The organism is Streptomyces sp. NPDC085900, from assembly GCF_044540925.1.
Lineage (GTDB): Bacteria > Actinomycetota > Actinomycetes > Streptomycetales > Streptomycetaceae > Streptomyces > Streptomyces gilvifuscus.
This window is the reverse complement of record NZ_JBITSP010000003.1, coordinates 82,593-99,522: the sequence shown is the minus strand read 5'-3', so window position 1 is coordinate 99,522 and position 16,930 is coordinate 82,593. Positions and strand designations below refer to the sequence as shown.

The window sequence follows — 16,930 nt, the reverse complement described above, 5'->3', positions numbered from 1 at the left end:
CAGCAATGACCCACCAGTGGCGCGGAATCATCGAGGAGTACCGGGACCGGCTGCCCGTCTCCGACAGCACGCCGGTCGTGACGCTCCGCGAGGGCGGCACGCCCCTCGTGCCCGCGCAGGTGCTCTCCGAGCGCACGGGCTGCGAGGTCCACCTGAAGGTGGAGGGCGCGAACCCCACCGGGTCCTTCAAGGACCGCGGCATGACCATGGCCATCAGCAGGGCCAAGGAGGAGGGCGCGAAGGCCGTCATCTGCGCCTCCACCGGCAACACCTCCGCCTCCGCCGCCGCGTACGCCGTCCGCGCGGGCATGGTTTCGGCCGTTCTCGTGCCGCAGGGCAAGATCGCGCTCGGCAAGATGGGGCAGGCGCTGGTGCACGGCGCCAAGATCCTCCAGGTCGACGGCAACTTCGACGACTGCCTCACCCTGGCCCGCGCGCTGAGCGACAACTACCCCGTCGCGCTGGTCAATTCGGTCAATCCGGTGCGTATCGAGGGGCAGAAGACCGCCTCCTTCGAGATCGTGGACATGCTGGGCGACGCCCCCGACATCCATGTGCTGCCGGTGGGCAACGCGGGCAACATCACGGCCTACTGGAAGGGTTACAAGGAGTACGCCGCCGACGGCGTCTCCTCCAGGACTCCCCGCATGTGGGGTTTCCAGGCCTCCGGTTCCGCCCCCATCGTGCGCGGCGAGATCGTCAAGGACCCGTCGACCATCGCCACCGCCATCCGTATCGGCAACCCGGCCTCCTGGCAGTACGCGCTGGCGGCACGGGACGAATCCGGCGGCCTCATCGACGAGGTGACGGACCGTGAGATCCTGCGCGCCTACCGGCTGTTGGCCTCCCAGGAGGGCGTCTTCGTGGAGCCCGCCTCGGCCGCTTCCGTCGCCGGTCTGCTGAAGGCCGCCGAGCAGGGCAAGGTCGACCCGGGCCAGACCATCGTCTGCACGGTCACCGGAAACGGTCTGAAGGACCCGGACTGGGCCGTCGCCGGCGCCCCGCAGCCCGTCACCGTCCCGGTCGACGCGGCGACGGCGGCCGAGCGCCTCGGGCTGGCGTAACACCGCACGCCGAGGGACATCCCCGACGGGGGTGCACAGGGGGCTTACGACACGCATCGTGCGCCTCCTGTGCGCCCTATGTCGCCACAGAACCTTCCTTCGATAGGCTGTACCGAACCCGCCCGCTGCATATGCCTCCGCATACAGCCGGGTGCCGCGCCGTCTCCGCGGCCCGGAAGCGGTTCCAGGACCTCCAGGGTCCTCACGCACGTAGCGAAAGTCATCGAAGGTTTTCGACAATCACGCAGCTCAAGGAGAGTCGTCGAGCGATGGCCGGTCCAGCCTTCCGCGCCGCCGCCGTAAGGGTGCGCGTTCCCGCCACCAGCGCCAACCTCGGCCCGGGCTTCGACGCCCTCGGCCTGTCGCTGGGGCTCTACGACGACGTGGTCGTCCGGGTCGCCGACTCCGGGCTGCACATCGACATCGCCGGCGAGGGCAGCGAGACGCTCCCGCGCGACGAGAGCCACCTTCTCGTACGGTCCCTGCGCACCGCCTTCGACCTGCTCGGCGGGCAGCCGCGGGGCCTGGAGATCGTGTGCGCCAACCGCATCCCGCACGGCCGCGGCCTGGGCTCCTCCTCCGCCGCCATCTGCGCCGGCATCGTCGCCGCGCGCGCCGTGACCATAGGCGGCGAGGCGCGGCTGGACGACACGGCGCTGCTCGAGCTCGCGACCGAGATCGAGGGCCACCCCGACAACGTCGCCCCGTGTCTGCTCGGCGGTTTCACCATCGCCTGGATGGAGGCCGGCGCGGCCCGGGCGATCAGGCTGGATCCCGCCGATTCCATCGTTCCGGTGGTTTTCGTGCCCGGTAAGCCGGTCCTGACCGAGACCGCGCGCGGACTGCTCCCGCGCTCCGTGCCGCACGTCGACGCCGCCGCCAACGCGGGCCGGGCGGCCCTGCTCGTCGAGGCCCTGACCAGGCGCCCCGAGCTGCTGCTGCCCGCCACCGAGGACCGTCTGCACCAGGAGTACCGCGCACCGGCCATGCCGGAGAGCGCCGCGCTGGTGGAGCGGCTGCGGGCCGACGGAGTCCCGGCGGTCATTTCAGGAGCGGGACCCACCGTGCTGGCGCTGGTCGACGCCGACAGCGCCGACAAGGTGTCCCATCTGGCAGGCGAGGGCTGGGCCGCGAACCGGCTCGACCTCGACGCGCAGGGAGCGAGCGTGTTGCCGCTTGCGCCCTGACACGCGGTTGCCGGATTTCGAGAGGGGGAATGTTTGTTGGATCCGGTAGTGTTAATCTCAAGTCTGCACCCGACCCCACCATGGCGAGGTGCTTCACGTCCCCGTCCGGGACAGACATTCTTCCGGGAGCCTCCCAAGCCGCACTGTGTTCCGTACGACGTACGCGGGCAGTACCTCGTACGCGAGCACTGAACGACTTGCCGGGCACGCTCCGGAATCGGTGCTACCGAGTCACGTGACACTGACACCCGGTGCCACGGCCCAGGCTCCGGTCAGCGCCATCCCAGATATTCCCTCCGCCTGCATTGGCGGACCACCGCCCCGGCACGGTCCACACAGCAAGGACCACTGCCGGACAGCACAACCGGTCGCCGAGCCAGAAGGCCGACGTCCGCTCCAGGGAAGGACCCTTCGTGAGCGACACCACCGATCTGATGGGCGCACGTGTCGAGGAGACCGCTGCCGCGCCCGCCACGGACGCCTCCGCGCCTGCCACCGGTGCCGGCTCCCGGCGGCGCCGCGGTACCGGCCTCGACGGCATGGTGCTGGCCGAGCTGCAGCAGGTCGCCTCGGGCCTCGGCATCAGGGGCACCGCGCGGATGCGCAAGAGCCAGCTGATCGAGGTCATCAAGGAGGCGCAGGCCGGAGGCGGTGCCGCGGCCGCCAAGGCCGAGGACGCCACCGAGACCAAGCCGAAGCGCAGGGCCACCTCCAAGGCCCGTACCGGCGATGACGGTGCTCCCGCCGCCGAGAAGAAGGCGACCGAGGCCCCCGCCGAGAAGGCCGTGGCCCAGCAGCAGATCGAGATCCCCGGCCAGCCCGCCGCCGGTGACGACGCCCCCACCGAGCGCCGTCGTCGCCGTGCCACCGCCGAGGCCGGCGCCCCGACGGGTTCGGGTGCCGAGACCGTCGTCGCCGAGGCCAAGAGCGAGGCCAGGGCCGACAACTCCGCCCAGCAGGCGCAGAACGACGCCAAGGGCGACGCCGGTGACGGCGAGGGCCGCGGCCGCCGCGACCGCCGGGACCGCGGCCGTGACCGCGGTGACCGTCAGGACCGCGGCGAGCGCCAGGACCGCGGGGACCGCCAGGACCGTCAGGACCGCGGGGACCGCCGCAAGGGCGACGACCAGCAGGGCCAGGGCGGCCAGCGTGGTCAGCAGCAGAACCAGCAGGGCGGCGGCCGTCAGGACAACCGCCAGCAGCAGGACGACGACGACTTCGAGGGCGGCCGCCGTGGCCGTCGCGGGCGCTACCGCGACCGCCGTGGCCGGCGTGGCCGCGACGACATCGCCACCGAGCCGCAGATCGCCGAGGACGACGTCCTGATCCCGGTCGCGGGCATCCTCGACATCCTCGACAACTACGCGTTCATCCGTACCTCGGGCTACCTCCCCGGGCCGAACGACGTGTACGTCTCCCTCGCCCAGGTCCGCAAGAACGGCCTGCGCAAGGGCGACCACGTCACCGGCGCGGTCCGTCAGCCCAAGGAAGGCGAGCGCCGCGAGAAGTTCAACGCGCTCGTGCGCCTGGACTCCGTCAACGGCATGGCGCCCGAACACGGCCGCGGCCGCCCGGAGTTCAACAAGCTCACCCCGCTCTACCCGCAGGACCGCCTCCGCCTGGAGACGGACCCGGGCGTCCTCACCACGCGCATCATCGACCTGGTGTCGCCGATCGGTAAGGGCCAGCGCGGTCTGATCGTGGCCCCGCCGAAGACCGGCAAGACCATGATCATGCAGGCGATCGCCAACGCGATCACGCACAACAACCCCGAGTGCCACCTGATGGTCGTCCTGGTCGACGAGCGTCCGGAAGAGGTCACCGACATGCAGCGGTCGGTCAAGGGCGAGGTCATCTCCTCGACCTTCGACCGCCCCGCCGAGGACCACACCACGGTCGCCGAGCTCGCCATCGAGCGCGCCAAGCGTCTGGTGGAGCTGGGCCACGACGTGGTCGTGCTGCTCGACTCGATCACCCGTCTGGGCCGTGCGTACAACCTCGCCGCGCCCGCCTCCGGCCGCATCCTGTCCGGTGGTGTCGACTCGACCGCCCTGTACCCGCCGAAGCGCTTCTTCGGTGCGGCCCGCAACATCGAGGACGGCGGCTCGCTGACCATCCTCGCCACCGCCCTGGTGGACACCGGGTCCCGCATGGACGAGGTGATCTTCGAGGAGTTCAAGGGCACCGGCAACATGGAGCTCAAGCTCGACCGGAAGCTCGCCGACAAGCGCATCTTCCCCGCGGTGGACGTGGACGCGTCCGGTACCCGTAAGGAAGAGATCCTGCTCGGCGCCGAGGAGCTGTCCGTCGTCTGGAAGCTGCGCCGGGTGCTGCACGCGCTCGACCAGCAGCAGGCGATCGAGCTGCTGCTCGACAAGATGAAGCAGACGAAGTCGAACGTCGAGTTCCTGATGCAGATCCAGAAGACGACGCCGACCCCCGGCAACGGCGACTGACCGCAGCAGCCTCGAAAGGCGCCCCCCGTCACGTGTGTGACGGGGGGCGCCTTTTTGGCGCTGATAGGAACGGGCGTGCTATGCCGCCCCTCCCATCACCTGTGCCCCGGGGGGAACACCCTTGTCCACATCCCTGTCCGGCAGCGGTCGTCACAGACGCCGGATGCGTCTCGTGCTGCCCATCGCCGCCGCCGGTGTCGCCGCGGCCGTCGGCGCCGCCGTGCTGACGTCCTCGGCCAGCGCCACGACCTCCGTGCCGACGCCGACCGCCAAGCCCGCCACCAGCTCGGTGCCGACCGCCGAGCTGACCGCGCGGATCGCGGGCGCGCTCGCGACCGACGGCACCGCCGGGGAGGCCGCTCCGCAGAAGTCGTCGTACAGCGCGAGCACCACCACCTCCGGCTCCACGGTCAGCCCCTATGTCATCGGCGGCACCGACACCGCCATCACCTCGGCGCCCTGGATGGCGCAGCTGTGGTACTACGACGACAACGGCACGTCCTCCGACACCAGCGACGACATCGGGTTCTTCTGCGGCGGCACGGTCGTGTCGCCGACGAAGATCCTCACCGCCGCGCACTGCGTCAAGGACGAGAACGGCAAGAGCTACGACTGGAAGGCCTACGGCGCCGTCCTGACCGGCACCAGCCAGCTGCCGACCACCGACAGCTCCGGCAACACCGACCTGCACGGCGGCACCGTCTCGCTGCCCCTGCGGCAGTGGAACCACCCGTCGTACAGCCCGGCGACCATCAACAACGACATCGCCGTCCTCACCCTGGCCTCCCCGGTCAAGGCGACGCCGATCCGCATGACGACGTCCGGTGACACCGCCTCGTACGCCGGCGGCACCAGCGCCACGGTCTACGGCTGGGGGCGCACCAGCTCCACCAGCCAGGACATCTCCGACACGCTGAAGTCGGCGGCGCTGACCATCCACGCGGACTCGACCTGCTCGAACGTCTACGGCTCCGACTACGTCGCCGGGCACATGGTCTGCGCCGGCTCGCAGAGCGGCAGCGACACCGGGACGAAGGCCGCCTGCAACGGCGACTCGGGCGGACCGCTCGTGGTGAACAACCGGATCGTGGGCGTCGTCTCGTGGGGCGTCACGGACTGCGTCGCGAAGGGCTACTACAGCGTCTTCTCGAAGGTCAGCACCTACATCGGTGCCGCCTACGCGAACGTCGACGACACCAACCTCAGCTACACGGACGGCAAGGCCGACCTGTTCGTGCGCAACTCCTCGACGAAGGAGGCGTTCGAGAAGGACTCCACCGGCTCGGCGTTCGCCGCCCGGCAGTCGCTGGGGTCGTACAGCGGAGTGAACCTGGTCGTGCAGACCGACCTGAACCGGGACGGCTACCAGGACCTCGTGCTGCGTCAGAGCTCCAGCGGCGACGTCTACTGGCTGCACTACGTGCCGTCCAGCGACTCCTGGTCCAACACGAAGATCTTCAGCGGCTGGACCACCCGGACCCGGATCATCGCCCCCGGTGACGTGACCGGCGACTACCTGCCCGACCTGCTGTCGGTGGACTCGGGCGGCACCCTGTGGATCTACCCGGGCAAGGGCAACGGCACCTTCGCCGCCCGCGTGCAGGTCGGCACCGGCTGGAACCAGTACAACATGGTGCGCGGCAAGGGCGACTTCACCGGCGACGGCAAGGCCGACCTGCTCGCCCGCAACAAGTCCACCGGCGACCTGTACCTGTACAAGGGCACCGGCAAGTCCGGCACGGGCGCCTTCTCGACCCGGATCAAGGTGCGCAGCGCCTGGACGGGCTACAACGCCTTCGACGCGATCGGCGACGTGAACGGCGACGGCAAGGCGGACTTCCTGGCCCGTACGTCCGGCGGCACCCTTTACCTGTACAAGGGCACCGGTAAGGCGACGAGCGAGATCTTTGCCACAAGAGTGTCGGTCGGTACCGGTTTCCAGCAGTACGACATCTTCGGCTGACATCGCAGGTGAACCGGGACTCCCCGGTGTACATGTTCACGCTCTGTGCCCAATCCTCCACGGGTTGGGCACAGAGCGTTGTGCAACCCTTTCTCGAGTTTCCCCGTCTGACCCGACAGAGCGACGATGGAGCGGTACCAGCCGCGCCTTTTCAGGCCTGTCCCCGGAAGCAGGGGGTATCCGACCGGACGAGATTCGAGGAGCACATGTCTGCCGAGAGCACGCCGGAACCCGGTATACCGGGCGAGACCGGCAACGAGGGCCGGCGCGACCGCGCCAAGGGCCGCCGCCGCAAGCCGCGCAGCGAACATCGCAAGGCCTTGATCCTGATGGCCTGGACCGCCGCGGGCATCGTCGTGCTGGGCGGCACGGGCGCCGGTTATCTGTACTTCAAGCTCAACGGCAACATCAAGAGCGTCGACATCAACGGCGCCCTGGGCACCGACCGGCCCGCGAAGGCCGACAACGGCTCCGAGAACATCCTGGTCCTCGGCTCGGACAGCCGCTCCGGCAGCAACAAGAAGCTCGGCGGCGGCGCGGACGACGGCAGCGCCCGTTCGGACACGGCGATGATCGTGCACGTCTACAAGGGCCACAAGAGAGCGAGCGTGGTCTCCATGCCCCGCGACACCCTCATCGACCGGCCCGAGTGCACCGACTCCAAGGGCGACAAGCACGACGCCGCCTCCGGCGTGATGTTCAACAGCGCCTACTCGACCGGTGGCGCGACCTGCGCCGTGAAGACGGTCGAGTCCCTCACCGGCCTGCGCATGGACCACTACCTCGAGGTCGACTTCAGCGGCTTCCAGAAGCTCATCGACGAACTCGGCGGTGTCCCGGTCACCACGACCAAGAACATCGACGACAAGCAGAGCCACCTCGACCTCAAGGCCGGCACCCACACCCTCGACGGCAAGCAGGCCCTCGGCCTGGTCCGCACCCGGCACGGCGTCGGCGACGGCTCCGACCTCGGCCGCATCCAGCTCCAGCAGGCGTTCATCAAGGCGCTGGTCGACCAGGTCAAGCACGTCGGCATCTTCACCAGCCCCAAGAAGCTCTACGACCTCGCCGACACCGCCACCAGAACCGTGACCACCGACTCCGACCTCGGGTCCGTGAACTCGCTCATGTCCTTCGCCAACGGCCTGAAGGGCATCGGCTCCGGCGACATGCACATGGTGACCATGCCGGTCCGCTACGACCCGGCGGACCCCAACCGCGTCATCGTCGAGAAGGCCAGGGCCCGCGAGGTCTGGGACGCCCTCAAGAACGACCGGCCGATCCCCGCGAGCGCCACCAAGGACACCGCCTCGGGCAACGCCAAGGGCGTCGTGGAATAGATCGCCCACGCCCCCGGTTTTGGGGGATGGCCCCAGTCCTGGCAGACTGGTACGTCGGCTCCGGTTCACGCCTCCGCATCCCGCGGCTGCGACCCGGCGCCCTCCCGAAACTAGGAGACACCTTGAAGCGCGACATCCACCCCGAGTACGTCGAGACGCAGGTCAGCTGCACCTGTGGCGCGTCGTTCACCACCCGCAGCACGATCTCCAGCGGCACCATCCGCGCCGAGGTCTGCTCCGAGTGCCACCCGTTCTACACGGGCAAGCAGAAGATCCTCGACACCGGTGGCCGTGTGGCCCGCTTCGAGGCCCGCTTCGGCAAGGCTGCGGCCGGCTCCAAGAAGTAGCGAGCTCCAATCCGCCGGTCCACGGCCGCGCCCTCCACAGGCGCGCCGGGACCGGCGTTTTTGGTCGCCCGCCTTCCCTTCCGCACCGCAGTACAGGAGCCCAAGATGTTCGAGGCCGTCGAGGAACTCGTCGGTGAGCACGCCGACCTGGAGAAGAAGCTCGCGGACCCGTCGGTCCACTCCGACCAGGCCAACGCGCGCAAGCTCAACAAGCGTTACGCCGAGCTGACTCCCATCGTCACCACGTACCGCTCCTGGAAGCAGACCGGCGACGACATCGAGACGGCGAAGGAATTCGTCGCCGACGACCCGGACTTCGCGGCCGAGGTCAAGGAGCTGGAGAAGCAGCGCGAGGAACTCACCGAGAAGCTGCGCCTGTTGCTCGTCCCGCGCGACCCCAGCGACGACAAGGACGTCATCCTGGAGATCAAGGCGGGCGCGGGCGGCGACGAGTCGGCCCTCTTCGCCGGGGACCTGCTGCGCATGTACCTCCGCTACGCCGAGCGCGTCGGCTGGAAGACCGAGATCATCGACGCCACCGAGTCCGAGCTGGGCGGCTACAAGGACGTCCAGGTCGCGGTGAAGACCAAGGGCGGCCAGGGTGCCACCGAACCGGGTCAGGGCGTCTGGGCGCGGCTGAAGTACGAGGGCGGTGTGCACCGCGTGCAGCGCGTGCCGGCGACCGAGTCCCAGGGCCGTATCCACACCTCCGCGGCCGGTGTCCTCGTCACCCCCGAGGCCGAGGAGGTCGACGTCGAGATCAACCCCAACGACCTGCGCATCGACGTCTACCGCTCCTCCGGGCCGGGCGGCCAGTCGGTCAACACGACCGACTCCGCGGTGCGCATCACGCACCTGCCCACCGGAGTCGTGGCCTCCTGCCAGAACGAGAAGAGCCAGCTGCAGAACAAGGAGCAGGCGATGCGTATCCTGCGCTCCAGGCTGCTCGCCGCGGCGCAGGAGGAGGCGGAGAAGGAGGCCGCCGACGCCCGCCGCAGCCAGGTCCGCACCGTCGACCGCTCCGAGAAGATCCGCACGTACAACTTCCCGGAGAACCGCATCTCGGACCACCGCGTCGGCTTCAAGGCCTACAACCTGGACCAGGTCCTGGACGGCGACCTGGACGCGGTGATCCAGGCCTGCGTCGACGCCGACTCGGCGGCGAAGCTGGCGGCCGCGTAAGAGGTACGTACGCACGACCCAGTACGACACGGAGGAATGCGTGAACCTGCTGCTCGCAGAGGTGGCACAGGCCACCCAGCGGCTGGCCGACGCCGGCGTGCCCTCGCCGCGCAACGACGCGGAGGAGCTCGCCGCGTTCGTGCACGGCGTGAAGCGGGGCGAGCTGCACTCCGTGAAGGACTCGGACTTCGACGCCCGCTACTGGGAGGTCATCGCCCGGCGTGAGCAGCGCGAGCCGCTGCAGCACATCACCGGGCGCGCCTACTTCCGGTACCTCGAACTCCAAGTCGGGCCGGGCGTGTTCGTGCCGCGGCCGGAGACCGAGTCCGTGGTCGGGTGGGCCATAGACGCCGTGCGCGCCATGGACGTCGTGGAGCCGACCATCGTCGACCTGTGCACCGGCTCCGGCGCCATCGCGCTCGCCCTCGCCCAGGAGGTCCCGCGCTCCAAGGTGCACGCCGTGGAGCTGTCGGAGGACGCCCTGGCGTGGACCCGCAAGAACGTCGAGGGCTCACGGGTCGACCTGCGGCAGGGCAACGCCCTGGACGCCTTCCGCGACCTCGACGGCCATGTCGACCTGGTGATCTCCAACCCGCCCTACATCCCGCTGACCGAGTGGGAGTACGTCGCCCCCGAGGCGCGGGACTACGATCCCGAACTCGCCCTGTTCTCCGGGGAGGACGGCCTCGACCTCATCCGCGGCCTGGAGCGGACCGCGCACCGGCTGCTGCGCCCGGGCGGCGTCGTCGTCATCGAGCACGCCGACACCCAGGGCGGCCAGGTCCCGTGGATCTTCACCGAGGAGCGCGGCTGGGCCGACGCGGCCGACCACCCCGACCTGAACAACCGCCCCCGGTTCGCCACGGCCCGCAAGGCGCTGCCGTGAGCACCGCCCCAGTCCTTTGCCCGCAGCACGTGTACGAGGAGGCCCGCTAGATATGGCACGGCGATACGACACCAACGACGCGACCGACCGCATCACCGGTCTGCGCGAGGCCGCGTCCGCCGTCCGCCGTGGCGAGCTGGTGGTCCTCCCGACCGACACGGTGTACGGCATCGGCGCGGACGCGTTCTCCTCGGAGGCCGTCGCCGACCTGCTCCAGGCCAAGGGCCGGGGCCGCAACATGCCCACCCCCGTCCTCATCGGCTCCCCGAACACCCTGCACGGCCTGGTCACGGACTTCTCCGAGATGGCCTGGGAACTGGTCGACGCCTTCTGGCCGGGCGCGCTGACGCTGGTCGCCAAGCACCAGCCGTCCCTGCAGTGGGACCTGGGGGACACCCGGGGCACGGTGGCCGTCCGCATGCCGCTGCACCCCGTCGCCATCGAGCTGCTGACCGAGGTCGGCCCCATGGCGGTCTCCTCCGCCAACATCAGCGGCCACCCGGCGCCGGAGGACTGCGACGCCGCCCAGGAGATGCTCGGCGACTCTGTCTCCGTCTACCTCGACGGCGGCCCCACCCCCGGCAACGTGCCGTCCTCCATCGTCGACGTCAGCGGACCGGTACCGGTGCTGCTGCGGGAGGGCGCACTCTCACCGGAGGAGCTGCGCAAGGTCGTACCTGACCTCGAGGTGGCCAATTGACGGCCCCTGACGCGGGGCGTGGCATAGGCAACGGGGTGAGAGCCTCTGTCACATCCCCGGCCGGGCGCGCGACGCCTGGCACGCACGCTCGCGGCGTTGCCGAACCGCCCACGTGGCTCCGCCACGAGGGCGCTCCGGCGCCTTGCGACCGCACGCACCAGACGCCGCGCGCCGATCCGGCCGGGGATGTGACAGAGGCTCTGAGCGCCGCGGAGATCACGACGACGTTCGTGGGGCTTCCGCGCGACTGCTTCCGCATCCTCCACGTCAGCACCGGCAACGTCTGCCGCTCGCCCATCACCGAGCGGCTGACCCGGCATTACGTGAAACAGCGGCTCGGCGTCCTGGGCGCCGCGCTGATCGTGGAGAGCGCGGGCACCTGGGGTCACGAGGGCGCGCCCATGGAGGCCAACGCGGAGACCGTGCTGGCCGACTTCGGCGCCGACGCCTCCGGGTTCACCGGCCGGGAGCTGCTCGACGAGCACGTCATCATGGCCGACCTCGTCCTGACGGCCACCCGGGACCACCGCGCCCAGGTCATCTCCATGGGCCACTCGGCGGGCCTGCGCACCTTCACGCTGAAGGAGTTCACCCGTCTGGTCCGCGCGATCGACCCGGCGACCCTGCCCCCGCTGGAGGAGGGCATAGTCGTCCGCGCGCGGGCCCTGGTGCGCGCGGCGGCGGCTCTACGCGGGTGGCTGCTGGCGCCCACCGCGGAGGCGGACGAGGTGTACGACCCGTACGGGGCACCGCTGACCTTCTTCCGGTCCATCGGCGACGAGATACACCAGGCGCTGGATCCGGTGGTGACGGCGCTGACCGGAGTGCCCGCGCGCATGTGACCCGGGCGACGGACGGATCGTCAAGGGGCTCACCGGTTCCCCGGAAGAGACCACACGACCGGGCGCCCCACCAGTACCGGGCCTACATTGGTCGTACGTCACCGTCGACGTACGGAGCCCACCATGCCGGTCACCCATGCCCCCGCGACCGCCGACGTCCTGCGGCTGCAGGACCCCGAGCTGGCCGAGATCCTGCTCGGGGAGCTCGACCGGCAGTCGACGACGCTGCAGCTGATCGCCGCCGAGAACTTCACCTCGCCGGCCGTGCTGGCCGCGCTCGGATCGGTGCTGGCCAACAAGTACGCGGAAGGCTATCCGGGCGCCCGGCACCACGGCGGCTGCGAGATCGTCGACGTCGCCGAGCGGCTGGCCGTCGACCGCGCCAAGGCCCTGTTCGGCGCCGAGCACGCCAACGTCCAGTCGCACTCGGGGTCGTCCGCCGTCCTCGCCGCGTACGCGGCACTGCTGCGGCCCGGCGACACCGTGCTCGCCCTCGGTCTGCCCTACGGCGGCCACCTCACCCACGGCTCGCCCGCCAACTTCTCCGGCCGCTGGTTCGACTTCGTCGGCTACGGGGTGGACGCGGAGACCGGGCTCATCGACTACGACCAGGTCAGGATGCTGGCCCGCAGCCACCGGCCGAAGGCGATCGTGTGCGGCTCCATCGCCTACCCCCGGCACATCGACTACGCCCTCTTCCGGGAGGTCGCCGACGAGGTGGGCGCCTATCTGATCGCCGACGCCGCCCATCCCATCGGGCTCGTCGCCGGGGGAGCGGCGCCCAGCCCGGTGCCGTACGCCGACATCGTCTGCGCGACCACGCACAAGGTGCTGCGCGGGCCGCGCGGCGGGATGCTGCTGTGCGGGAGCGACCTGGCCGAACGGGTCGACCGGGCGGTTTTCCCGTTCACCCAGGGCGGGGCGCAGATGCACACCATCGCCGCCAAGGCCGTCGCGTTCGGGGAGGCGGCAACACCGGCGTTCGCCGCGTACGCCCATCAGGTGGTCGCCAACGCGAAAGTCCTCGCGGCCCGGCTCGCCGCGGAGGGGCTGGTCGTGACGACGGGCGGCACGGACACGCACCTCATCACCGCCGACCCCGCGCCCCTCGGCGTCGACGGGCGCACCGCGCGCGGGCGGCTCGCGGCGGCCGGGATGGTGCTGGACTGCTGCGCCCTGCCGCACGGGGACGCGCGGGGGCTCAGGCTCGGCACGGCCGCGGTGACGACGCAGGGAATGGGGGAGGAGGAGATGTCTCACATCGCCGCATTGTTCGCACAAGTACTGCGCGGTGACGTGGAGAGTCACAAGGCGCGTGATCAAGTGCGTGAGCTGGCCGGTAGATTTCAGCCGTATCCCGGCTGAGCGGGGGTAGGCGCACCCGCGTCCACGTGCGTGCGACCGCACGCACAGCCACGCGTGCAACCATCGTCGCTACCCGGAAGTCCCCACTCATATGCGTCCATCGCTAGGGTGTGGGGCTGTGATGGCCAGCGAGACCTGTGGGGAAGCCCGTGCGTGAATACCTGCTGACGCTCTGCATCACGGCCGCGGTGACGTATCTGCTGACAGGGCCGGTACGGAAGTTCGCGATCGTGGCCGGAGCCATGCCGGAGATCAGGGCCCGTGACGTGCACCGGGAACCGACTCCGCGCCTCGGCGGTATCGCGATGTTCTTCGGGCTGTGCGCCGGCCTGCTGGTCGCGGACCATCTGACCAACCTCAACGAGGTCTTCACCAAGTCCAACGAGCCGCGGGCGCTGCTGTCCGGGGCCGCGCTGATCTGGCTGATCGGCGTGCTGGACGACAAGTTCGAGATCGACGCCCTGATCAAGCTGGGCGGCCAGATGATCGCCGCCGGCGTGATGGTCATGCAGGGTCTGACGATCCTGTGGCTGCCCATCCCCAAGGTCGGCACGGTGGCTCTGACCCAGTGGCAGGGCACGCTGCTGACGGTGGCACTCGTCGTGATCACCATCAACGCGGTGAACTTCGTGGACGGCCTCGACGGCCTGGCCTCCGGCATGGTGTGCATCGCGGCCGCCGCGTTCTTCATGTACTCGTACCGCATCTGGTACTCGTACGGCATCGAGGCGGCCGCCCCGGCGACCCTGTTCGCTGCCGTGCTGATGGGCATGTGCCTGGGCTTCCTGCCCCACAACATGCACCCGGCGCGGATCTTCATGGGCGACTCGGGCTCGATGCTGATCGGGCTGGTGCTGGCCGCGGGCGCGATCTCCATCACCGGGCAGGTCGACCCGGACAGCCTGTTCGGCGGGTCCGAGCGGCAGGCCGTGCACCAGATGGTGCCGGTCTACATCCCGCTGCTGCTGCCGCTGACGATCATCGCGATCCCGGCCGCCGACCTGGTGCTGGCGATCGTGCGCCGCACCTGGCGCGGCCAGTCGCCGTTCGCCGCGGACCGCGGGCACCTGCACCACCGCCTTCTGGAGATCGGCCACTCGCACAGCCGGGCCGTGCTGATCATGTACTTCTGGTCGGCGCTGATCGCGTTCGGCGCGCTCGCCTACTCGGTCAACTCCGCGTCCATGTGGATCGTGCTCGGCATCGTGATCCTCAGCGCGATCGGCCTCGTACTGCTTCTGCTGCCGCGCTTCACGCCGCGCGCCCCGCGTTGGGCCGAGGCCTTCGTGCCGCCGCGCTACCGGCGCCGTCGCGCCGCCTCAGCGGCCTTGGCGGAGGCGGCAGTTGAGGCCTCGGAGGAGGAGCCGTGCGACTCGGAGGAGCGCACCCCGGTTGTGGCGGGTGTGGCGGGAGTCAACGGAGCGACCGCTCTCGGCGCCCGTTCGCGCTTCCTGGACAGGCGAAAGGCCGGAACGTCCCGCTGACGTTGACAAGGTAAGAATCTGACTAGAGCATTGCCAAGTCGTGGGGTTGCAAAGCGACCCAATACCAGACAACTTAGCCCTGTTTTTGCACAGACGGGCACTGTCACTCTCATGTGTGACAGCGAGCACACCTTCTTGGTAAAGACCGCATCAAATAGTTTGTGATACGGTTCACGAGAACCCCGGACAGAGCCGAAGGACCGCAGTGCGACGGTCCATTGGCCGTGAGTTCCCTCCTCGCCCCGGGACTACGCTCGTCCATGACGACACCTGCCCCCCTTTGAAAGCGGAGTTGCCGCCATGCCGTCCAACGACGTCCGGAACCTACTGCCGATCGCTGTGCCCGCAGCGGCTGCCGGCGTGGTCGCCGTCGCCGTCAGCGCTGCGGTCGCCGGCGGCAAGGGTGCGATCGGGGCGGCCGTCGGTGTTGTGCTGTCGATGCTCTTCATGGGCCTCGGTCTCTACGTCCTGCAATGGACGGCAAAAACGCTCCCGCAGCTGTTCCAGGCCATGGGGCTGATGCTCTATGTCGCCCAACTCCTGCTGCTCATGATCTTCGTGGCCGTCTTCAAGGGCACCTCTCTCTTCAACGGCAAGGCGTTCGCGCTCTCCTTGGTGATCGCGACCGTCGTGTGGATGGCCGCACAGGCCCGTGCACACATGAAGTCCAAGATCTTCTACGTCGATCCGGACTCCGAGAAGAGCGGCAGGCCCGAGAAGACAGGGTCGTCGTCGTGAGAGGTAGGGGCGGGATAAGGGCTTGCGAGATCTCCTGCTATCGTCCGGTGCCAACTGCGGCATCGCGGGCGCGGGCATCTGAGCTGACGCCTGTTCGATCGCGAGGCTCGAAGCCCCTCAGCCGCCCCCACATCCGTAACACCAGTCCGGTGCCGACCCGCGGCCGCGTGCCGCGCCGACACAACGAGGTTGCCGTACCCATGCGTCATGCCGAAGGAGCCCGCGGTGAGTGCTGACCCGACCCAGCTCGCCTTTGAGTGGGATTGCCGCATTCTGTCCGACAACGGCTGTGGCTTCCCGGCTCCCGGGCTGAACTCCTTCCTCTTCAAGCCGCTCTTCACCGTCGGCGGGTTCGAGTTCAACAAGGTGATGCTGCTCGCCCTCATCACCACCCTGATCGTCACCGTCTTCTTCTCGGCGGCCTTCGGCAAGGCCAAGGTCGTCCCGGGCAAGCTGCAGATGGTCGGCGAGGCGGGCTACGACTTCGTCCGCCGGGGCATCGTCTACGAGACGCTGGGCAAGCGCGAGGGCGAGAAGTACGTCCCGCTCATGGTCTCGCTGTTCTTCTTCATCTGGATCATGAACGTCTGGTCCGTGATCCCGCTGGCCCAGTTCCCGGTGTCGTCGATCATCGCCTTCCCGGCGGTGCTCGCCGCGATCGTCTACATCACCTGGCTGTCGCTGACCTTCAGGAAGCACGGCTTCGTCGGCGGGTTCAAGAACCTCACCGGTTACGACAAGTCGCTCGGCGCGGTGCTCCCGCTCGTCGTGGTCATCGAGTTCTTCTCGAACGTCCTCGTCCGCCCGTTCACGCACGCGGTCCGACTCTTCGCCAACATGTTCGCCGGCCACCTGCTGCTCGCGATGTTCACCGTCGCCAGCTGGTACCTGCTGAACAGCTACATGATCCCCGCGGCGGGCGTCTCGTTCGTCATGACGGTGATCATGATCCTCTTCGAGCTCTTCGTCCAGGCCGTTCAGGCGTACGTCTTCGTCCTCCTGGCCTGCTCCTACGTTCAGGGCGCTCTCGCCGAGCACCACTGAGCACCGTCCGCCCCACCCCCACCAGTCGTCCGGTGGCCAACCCCCACCGGTCCGTAAAAGAGAAGGAAGAAACGGCATGTCCGCTGCCATCGACCTCGCCGCCGGCGTCTCGGGTTCCCTCGGTTCCATCGGTTACGGCCTCGCGGCCATCGGCCCCGGCATCGGTATCGGCATCATCTTCGGTAACGGCACCCAGGCCCTGGCCCGTCAGCCCGAGGCGGCCGGTCTGATCCGCGCCAACCAGATCCTGGGCTTCGCGTTCTGTGAGGCGCTCGCCCTCATCGGCATCGTTATGCCGTTCGTGTTCGGTCAGTAAGACCTACTTACCGACA

15 protein-coding genes are annotated in these 16,930 nt (G+C 69.3%); all 15 read left to right on the top strand.

All coding sequences use genetic code 11. The features are described from left to right. The first annotated feature begins 5 nt into the window (after positions 1-5). The 15 genes from thrC to atpE all read left to right on the top strand — a co-directional run bounded on the left by thrC (position 6) and on the right by atpE (position 16,914). Positions 6-1,064 carry a threonine synthase gene (gene thrC / locus ACIGDI_RS09805; RefSeq protein ID WP_142142505.1) on the top strand — a complete coding sequence of 353 codons (1,059 nt, stop codon included), beginning with the start codon at positions 6-8 and terminating at the stop codon, positions 1,062-1,064. A gap of 269 nt (positions 1,065-1,333) precedes the next feature. Continuing rightward, complete coding sequence (thrB, locus tag ACIGDI_RS09800; protein ID WP_272179256.1) at positions 1,334-2,251, top strand: homoserine kinase; 918 nt, start codon at positions 1,334-1,336, stop codon at positions 2,249-2,251. A 413-nt stretch (positions 2,252-2,664) separates the two neighbouring features. Beyond that, positions 2,665-4,707, top strand: coding sequence for a transcription termination factor Rho (gene rho, locus ACIGDI_RS09795; RefSeq protein ID WP_399893219.1), 2,043 nt, complete (start codon positions 2,665-2,667; stop codon positions 4,705-4,707). 163 nt (positions 4,708-4,870) lie between these two features. Beyond that, on the top strand, positions 4,871-6,670 hold the full coding sequence (locus ACIGDI_RS09790) for a trypsin-like serine protease (RefSeq protein ID WP_399893216.1): 1,800 nt from the start codon (positions 4,871-4,873) through the stop codon (positions 6,668-6,670). A gap of 206 nt (positions 6,671-6,876) precedes the next feature. Next, the gene (locus ACIGDI_RS09785) at positions 6,877-8,010 is read left to right on the top strand and encodes an LCP family protein (protein ID WP_399893213.1); all 1,134 of its coding nucleotides are present in this window, start codon (positions 6,877-6,879) and stop codon (positions 8,008-8,010) included. 122 nt (positions 8,011-8,132) lie between these two features. After that, entirely contained in the window at positions 8,133-8,357 is a 225-nt protein-coding gene (gene rpmE / locus ACIGDI_RS09780; RefSeq protein ID WP_019753312.1) for a 50S ribosomal protein L31, read from the top strand. A gap of 105 nt (positions 8,358-8,462) precedes the next feature. Next, positions 8,463-9,539: a peptide chain release factor 1 gene (prfA, locus tag ACIGDI_RS09775; RefSeq protein WP_399893210.1), complete on the top strand. Its 1,077-nt coding sequence runs from the start codon at positions 8,463-8,465 to the stop codon at positions 9,537-9,539. Between the two features lie 40 nt (positions 9,540-9,579). Further along, positions 9,580-10,425, top strand: coding sequence for a peptide chain release factor N(5)-glutamine methyltransferase (prmC, locus tag ACIGDI_RS09770; protein WP_200699334.1), 846 nt, complete (start codon positions 9,580-9,582; stop codon positions 10,423-10,425). A gap of 52 nt (positions 10,426-10,477) precedes the next feature. Further along, a complete protein-coding gene (locus ACIGDI_RS09765; RefSeq protein WP_351561392.1) occupies positions 10,478-11,125 on the top strand; it encodes an L-threonylcarbamoyladenylate synthase in 648 nt (215 codons plus the stop codon). 188 nt (positions 11,126-11,313) lie between these two features. Then, entirely contained in the window at positions 11,314-11,967 is a 654-nt protein-coding gene (locus ACIGDI_RS09760; protein WP_399893205.1) for a protein-tyrosine-phosphatase, read from the top strand. 123 nt (positions 11,968-12,090) lie between these two features. Next, a complete protein-coding gene (gene glyA, locus ACIGDI_RS09755; RefSeq protein ID WP_399893202.1) occupies positions 12,091-13,332 on the top strand; it encodes a serine hydroxymethyltransferase in 1,242 nt (413 codons plus the stop codon). Between the two features lie 149 nt (positions 13,333-13,481). Next, a complete protein-coding gene (locus ACIGDI_RS09750; RefSeq protein ID WP_399893198.1) occupies positions 13,482-14,816 on the top strand; it encodes an MraY family glycosyltransferase in 1,335 nt (444 codons plus the stop codon). A 300-nt stretch (positions 14,817-15,116) separates the two neighbouring features. Then, positions 15,117-15,554, top strand: a complete 438-nt coding sequence (locus tag ACIGDI_RS09745; RefSeq protein WP_399893195.1) for a hypothetical protein — start codon at positions 15,117-15,119, stop codon at positions 15,552-15,554. A 273-nt stretch (positions 15,555-15,827) separates the two neighbouring features. Further along, the gene (gene atpB / locus ACIGDI_RS09740) at positions 15,828-16,598 is read left to right on the top strand and encodes a F0F1 ATP synthase subunit A (protein ID WP_234490468.1); all 771 of its coding nucleotides are present in this window, start codon (positions 15,828-15,830) and stop codon (positions 16,596-16,598) included. A 76-nt stretch (positions 16,599-16,674) separates the two neighbouring features. Beyond that, positions 16,675-16,914, top strand: coding sequence for an ATP synthase F0 subunit C (atpE, locus tag ACIGDI_RS09735; RefSeq protein WP_046591560.1), 240 nt, complete (start codon positions 16,675-16,677; stop codon positions 16,912-16,914). Positions 16,915-16,930: the final 16 nt, after the last annotated feature.

What these genes read in the sequence shown, in the direction of transcription:
- thrC (WP_142142505.1), top strand. Translation starts at nt 6, where the DNA reads ATGACCCACCAGTGGCGCGGAATCATCGAGGAGTACCGGGACCGGCTG.
- thrB (WP_272179256.1), top strand. Translation starts at nt 1,334, where the DNA reads ATGGCCGGTCCAGCCTTCCGCGCCGCCGCCGTAAGGGTGCGCGTTCCC.
- ACIGDI_RS09790 (WP_399893216.1), top strand. Translation starts at nt 4,871, where the DNA reads ATGCGTCTCGTGCTGCCCATCGCCGCCGCCGGTGTCGCCGCGGCCGTC.
- ACIGDI_RS09785 (WP_399893213.1), top strand. Translation starts at nt 6,877, where the DNA reads ATGTCTGCCGAGAGCACGCCGGAACCCGGTATACCGGGCGAGACCGGC.
- prfA (WP_399893210.1), top strand. Translation starts at nt 8,463, where the DNA reads ATGTTCGAGGCCGTCGAGGAACTCGTCGGTGAGCACGCCGACCTGGAG.
- ACIGDI_RS09765 (WP_351561392.1), top strand. Translation starts at nt 10,478, where the DNA reads ATGGCACGGCGATACGACACCAACGACGCGACCGACCGCATCACCGGT.
- glyA (WP_399893202.1), top strand. Translation starts at nt 12,091, where the DNA reads ATGCCGGTCACCCATGCCCCCGCGACCGCCGACGTCCTGCGGCTGCAG.
- ACIGDI_RS09745 (WP_399893195.1), top strand. Translation starts at nt 15,117, where the DNA reads ATGCCGTCCAACGACGTCCGGAACCTACTGCCGATCGCTGTGCCCGCA.
- atpE (WP_046591560.1), top strand. Translation starts at nt 16,675, where the DNA reads ATGTCCGCTGCCATCGACCTCGCCGCCGGCGTCTCGGGTTCCCTCGGT.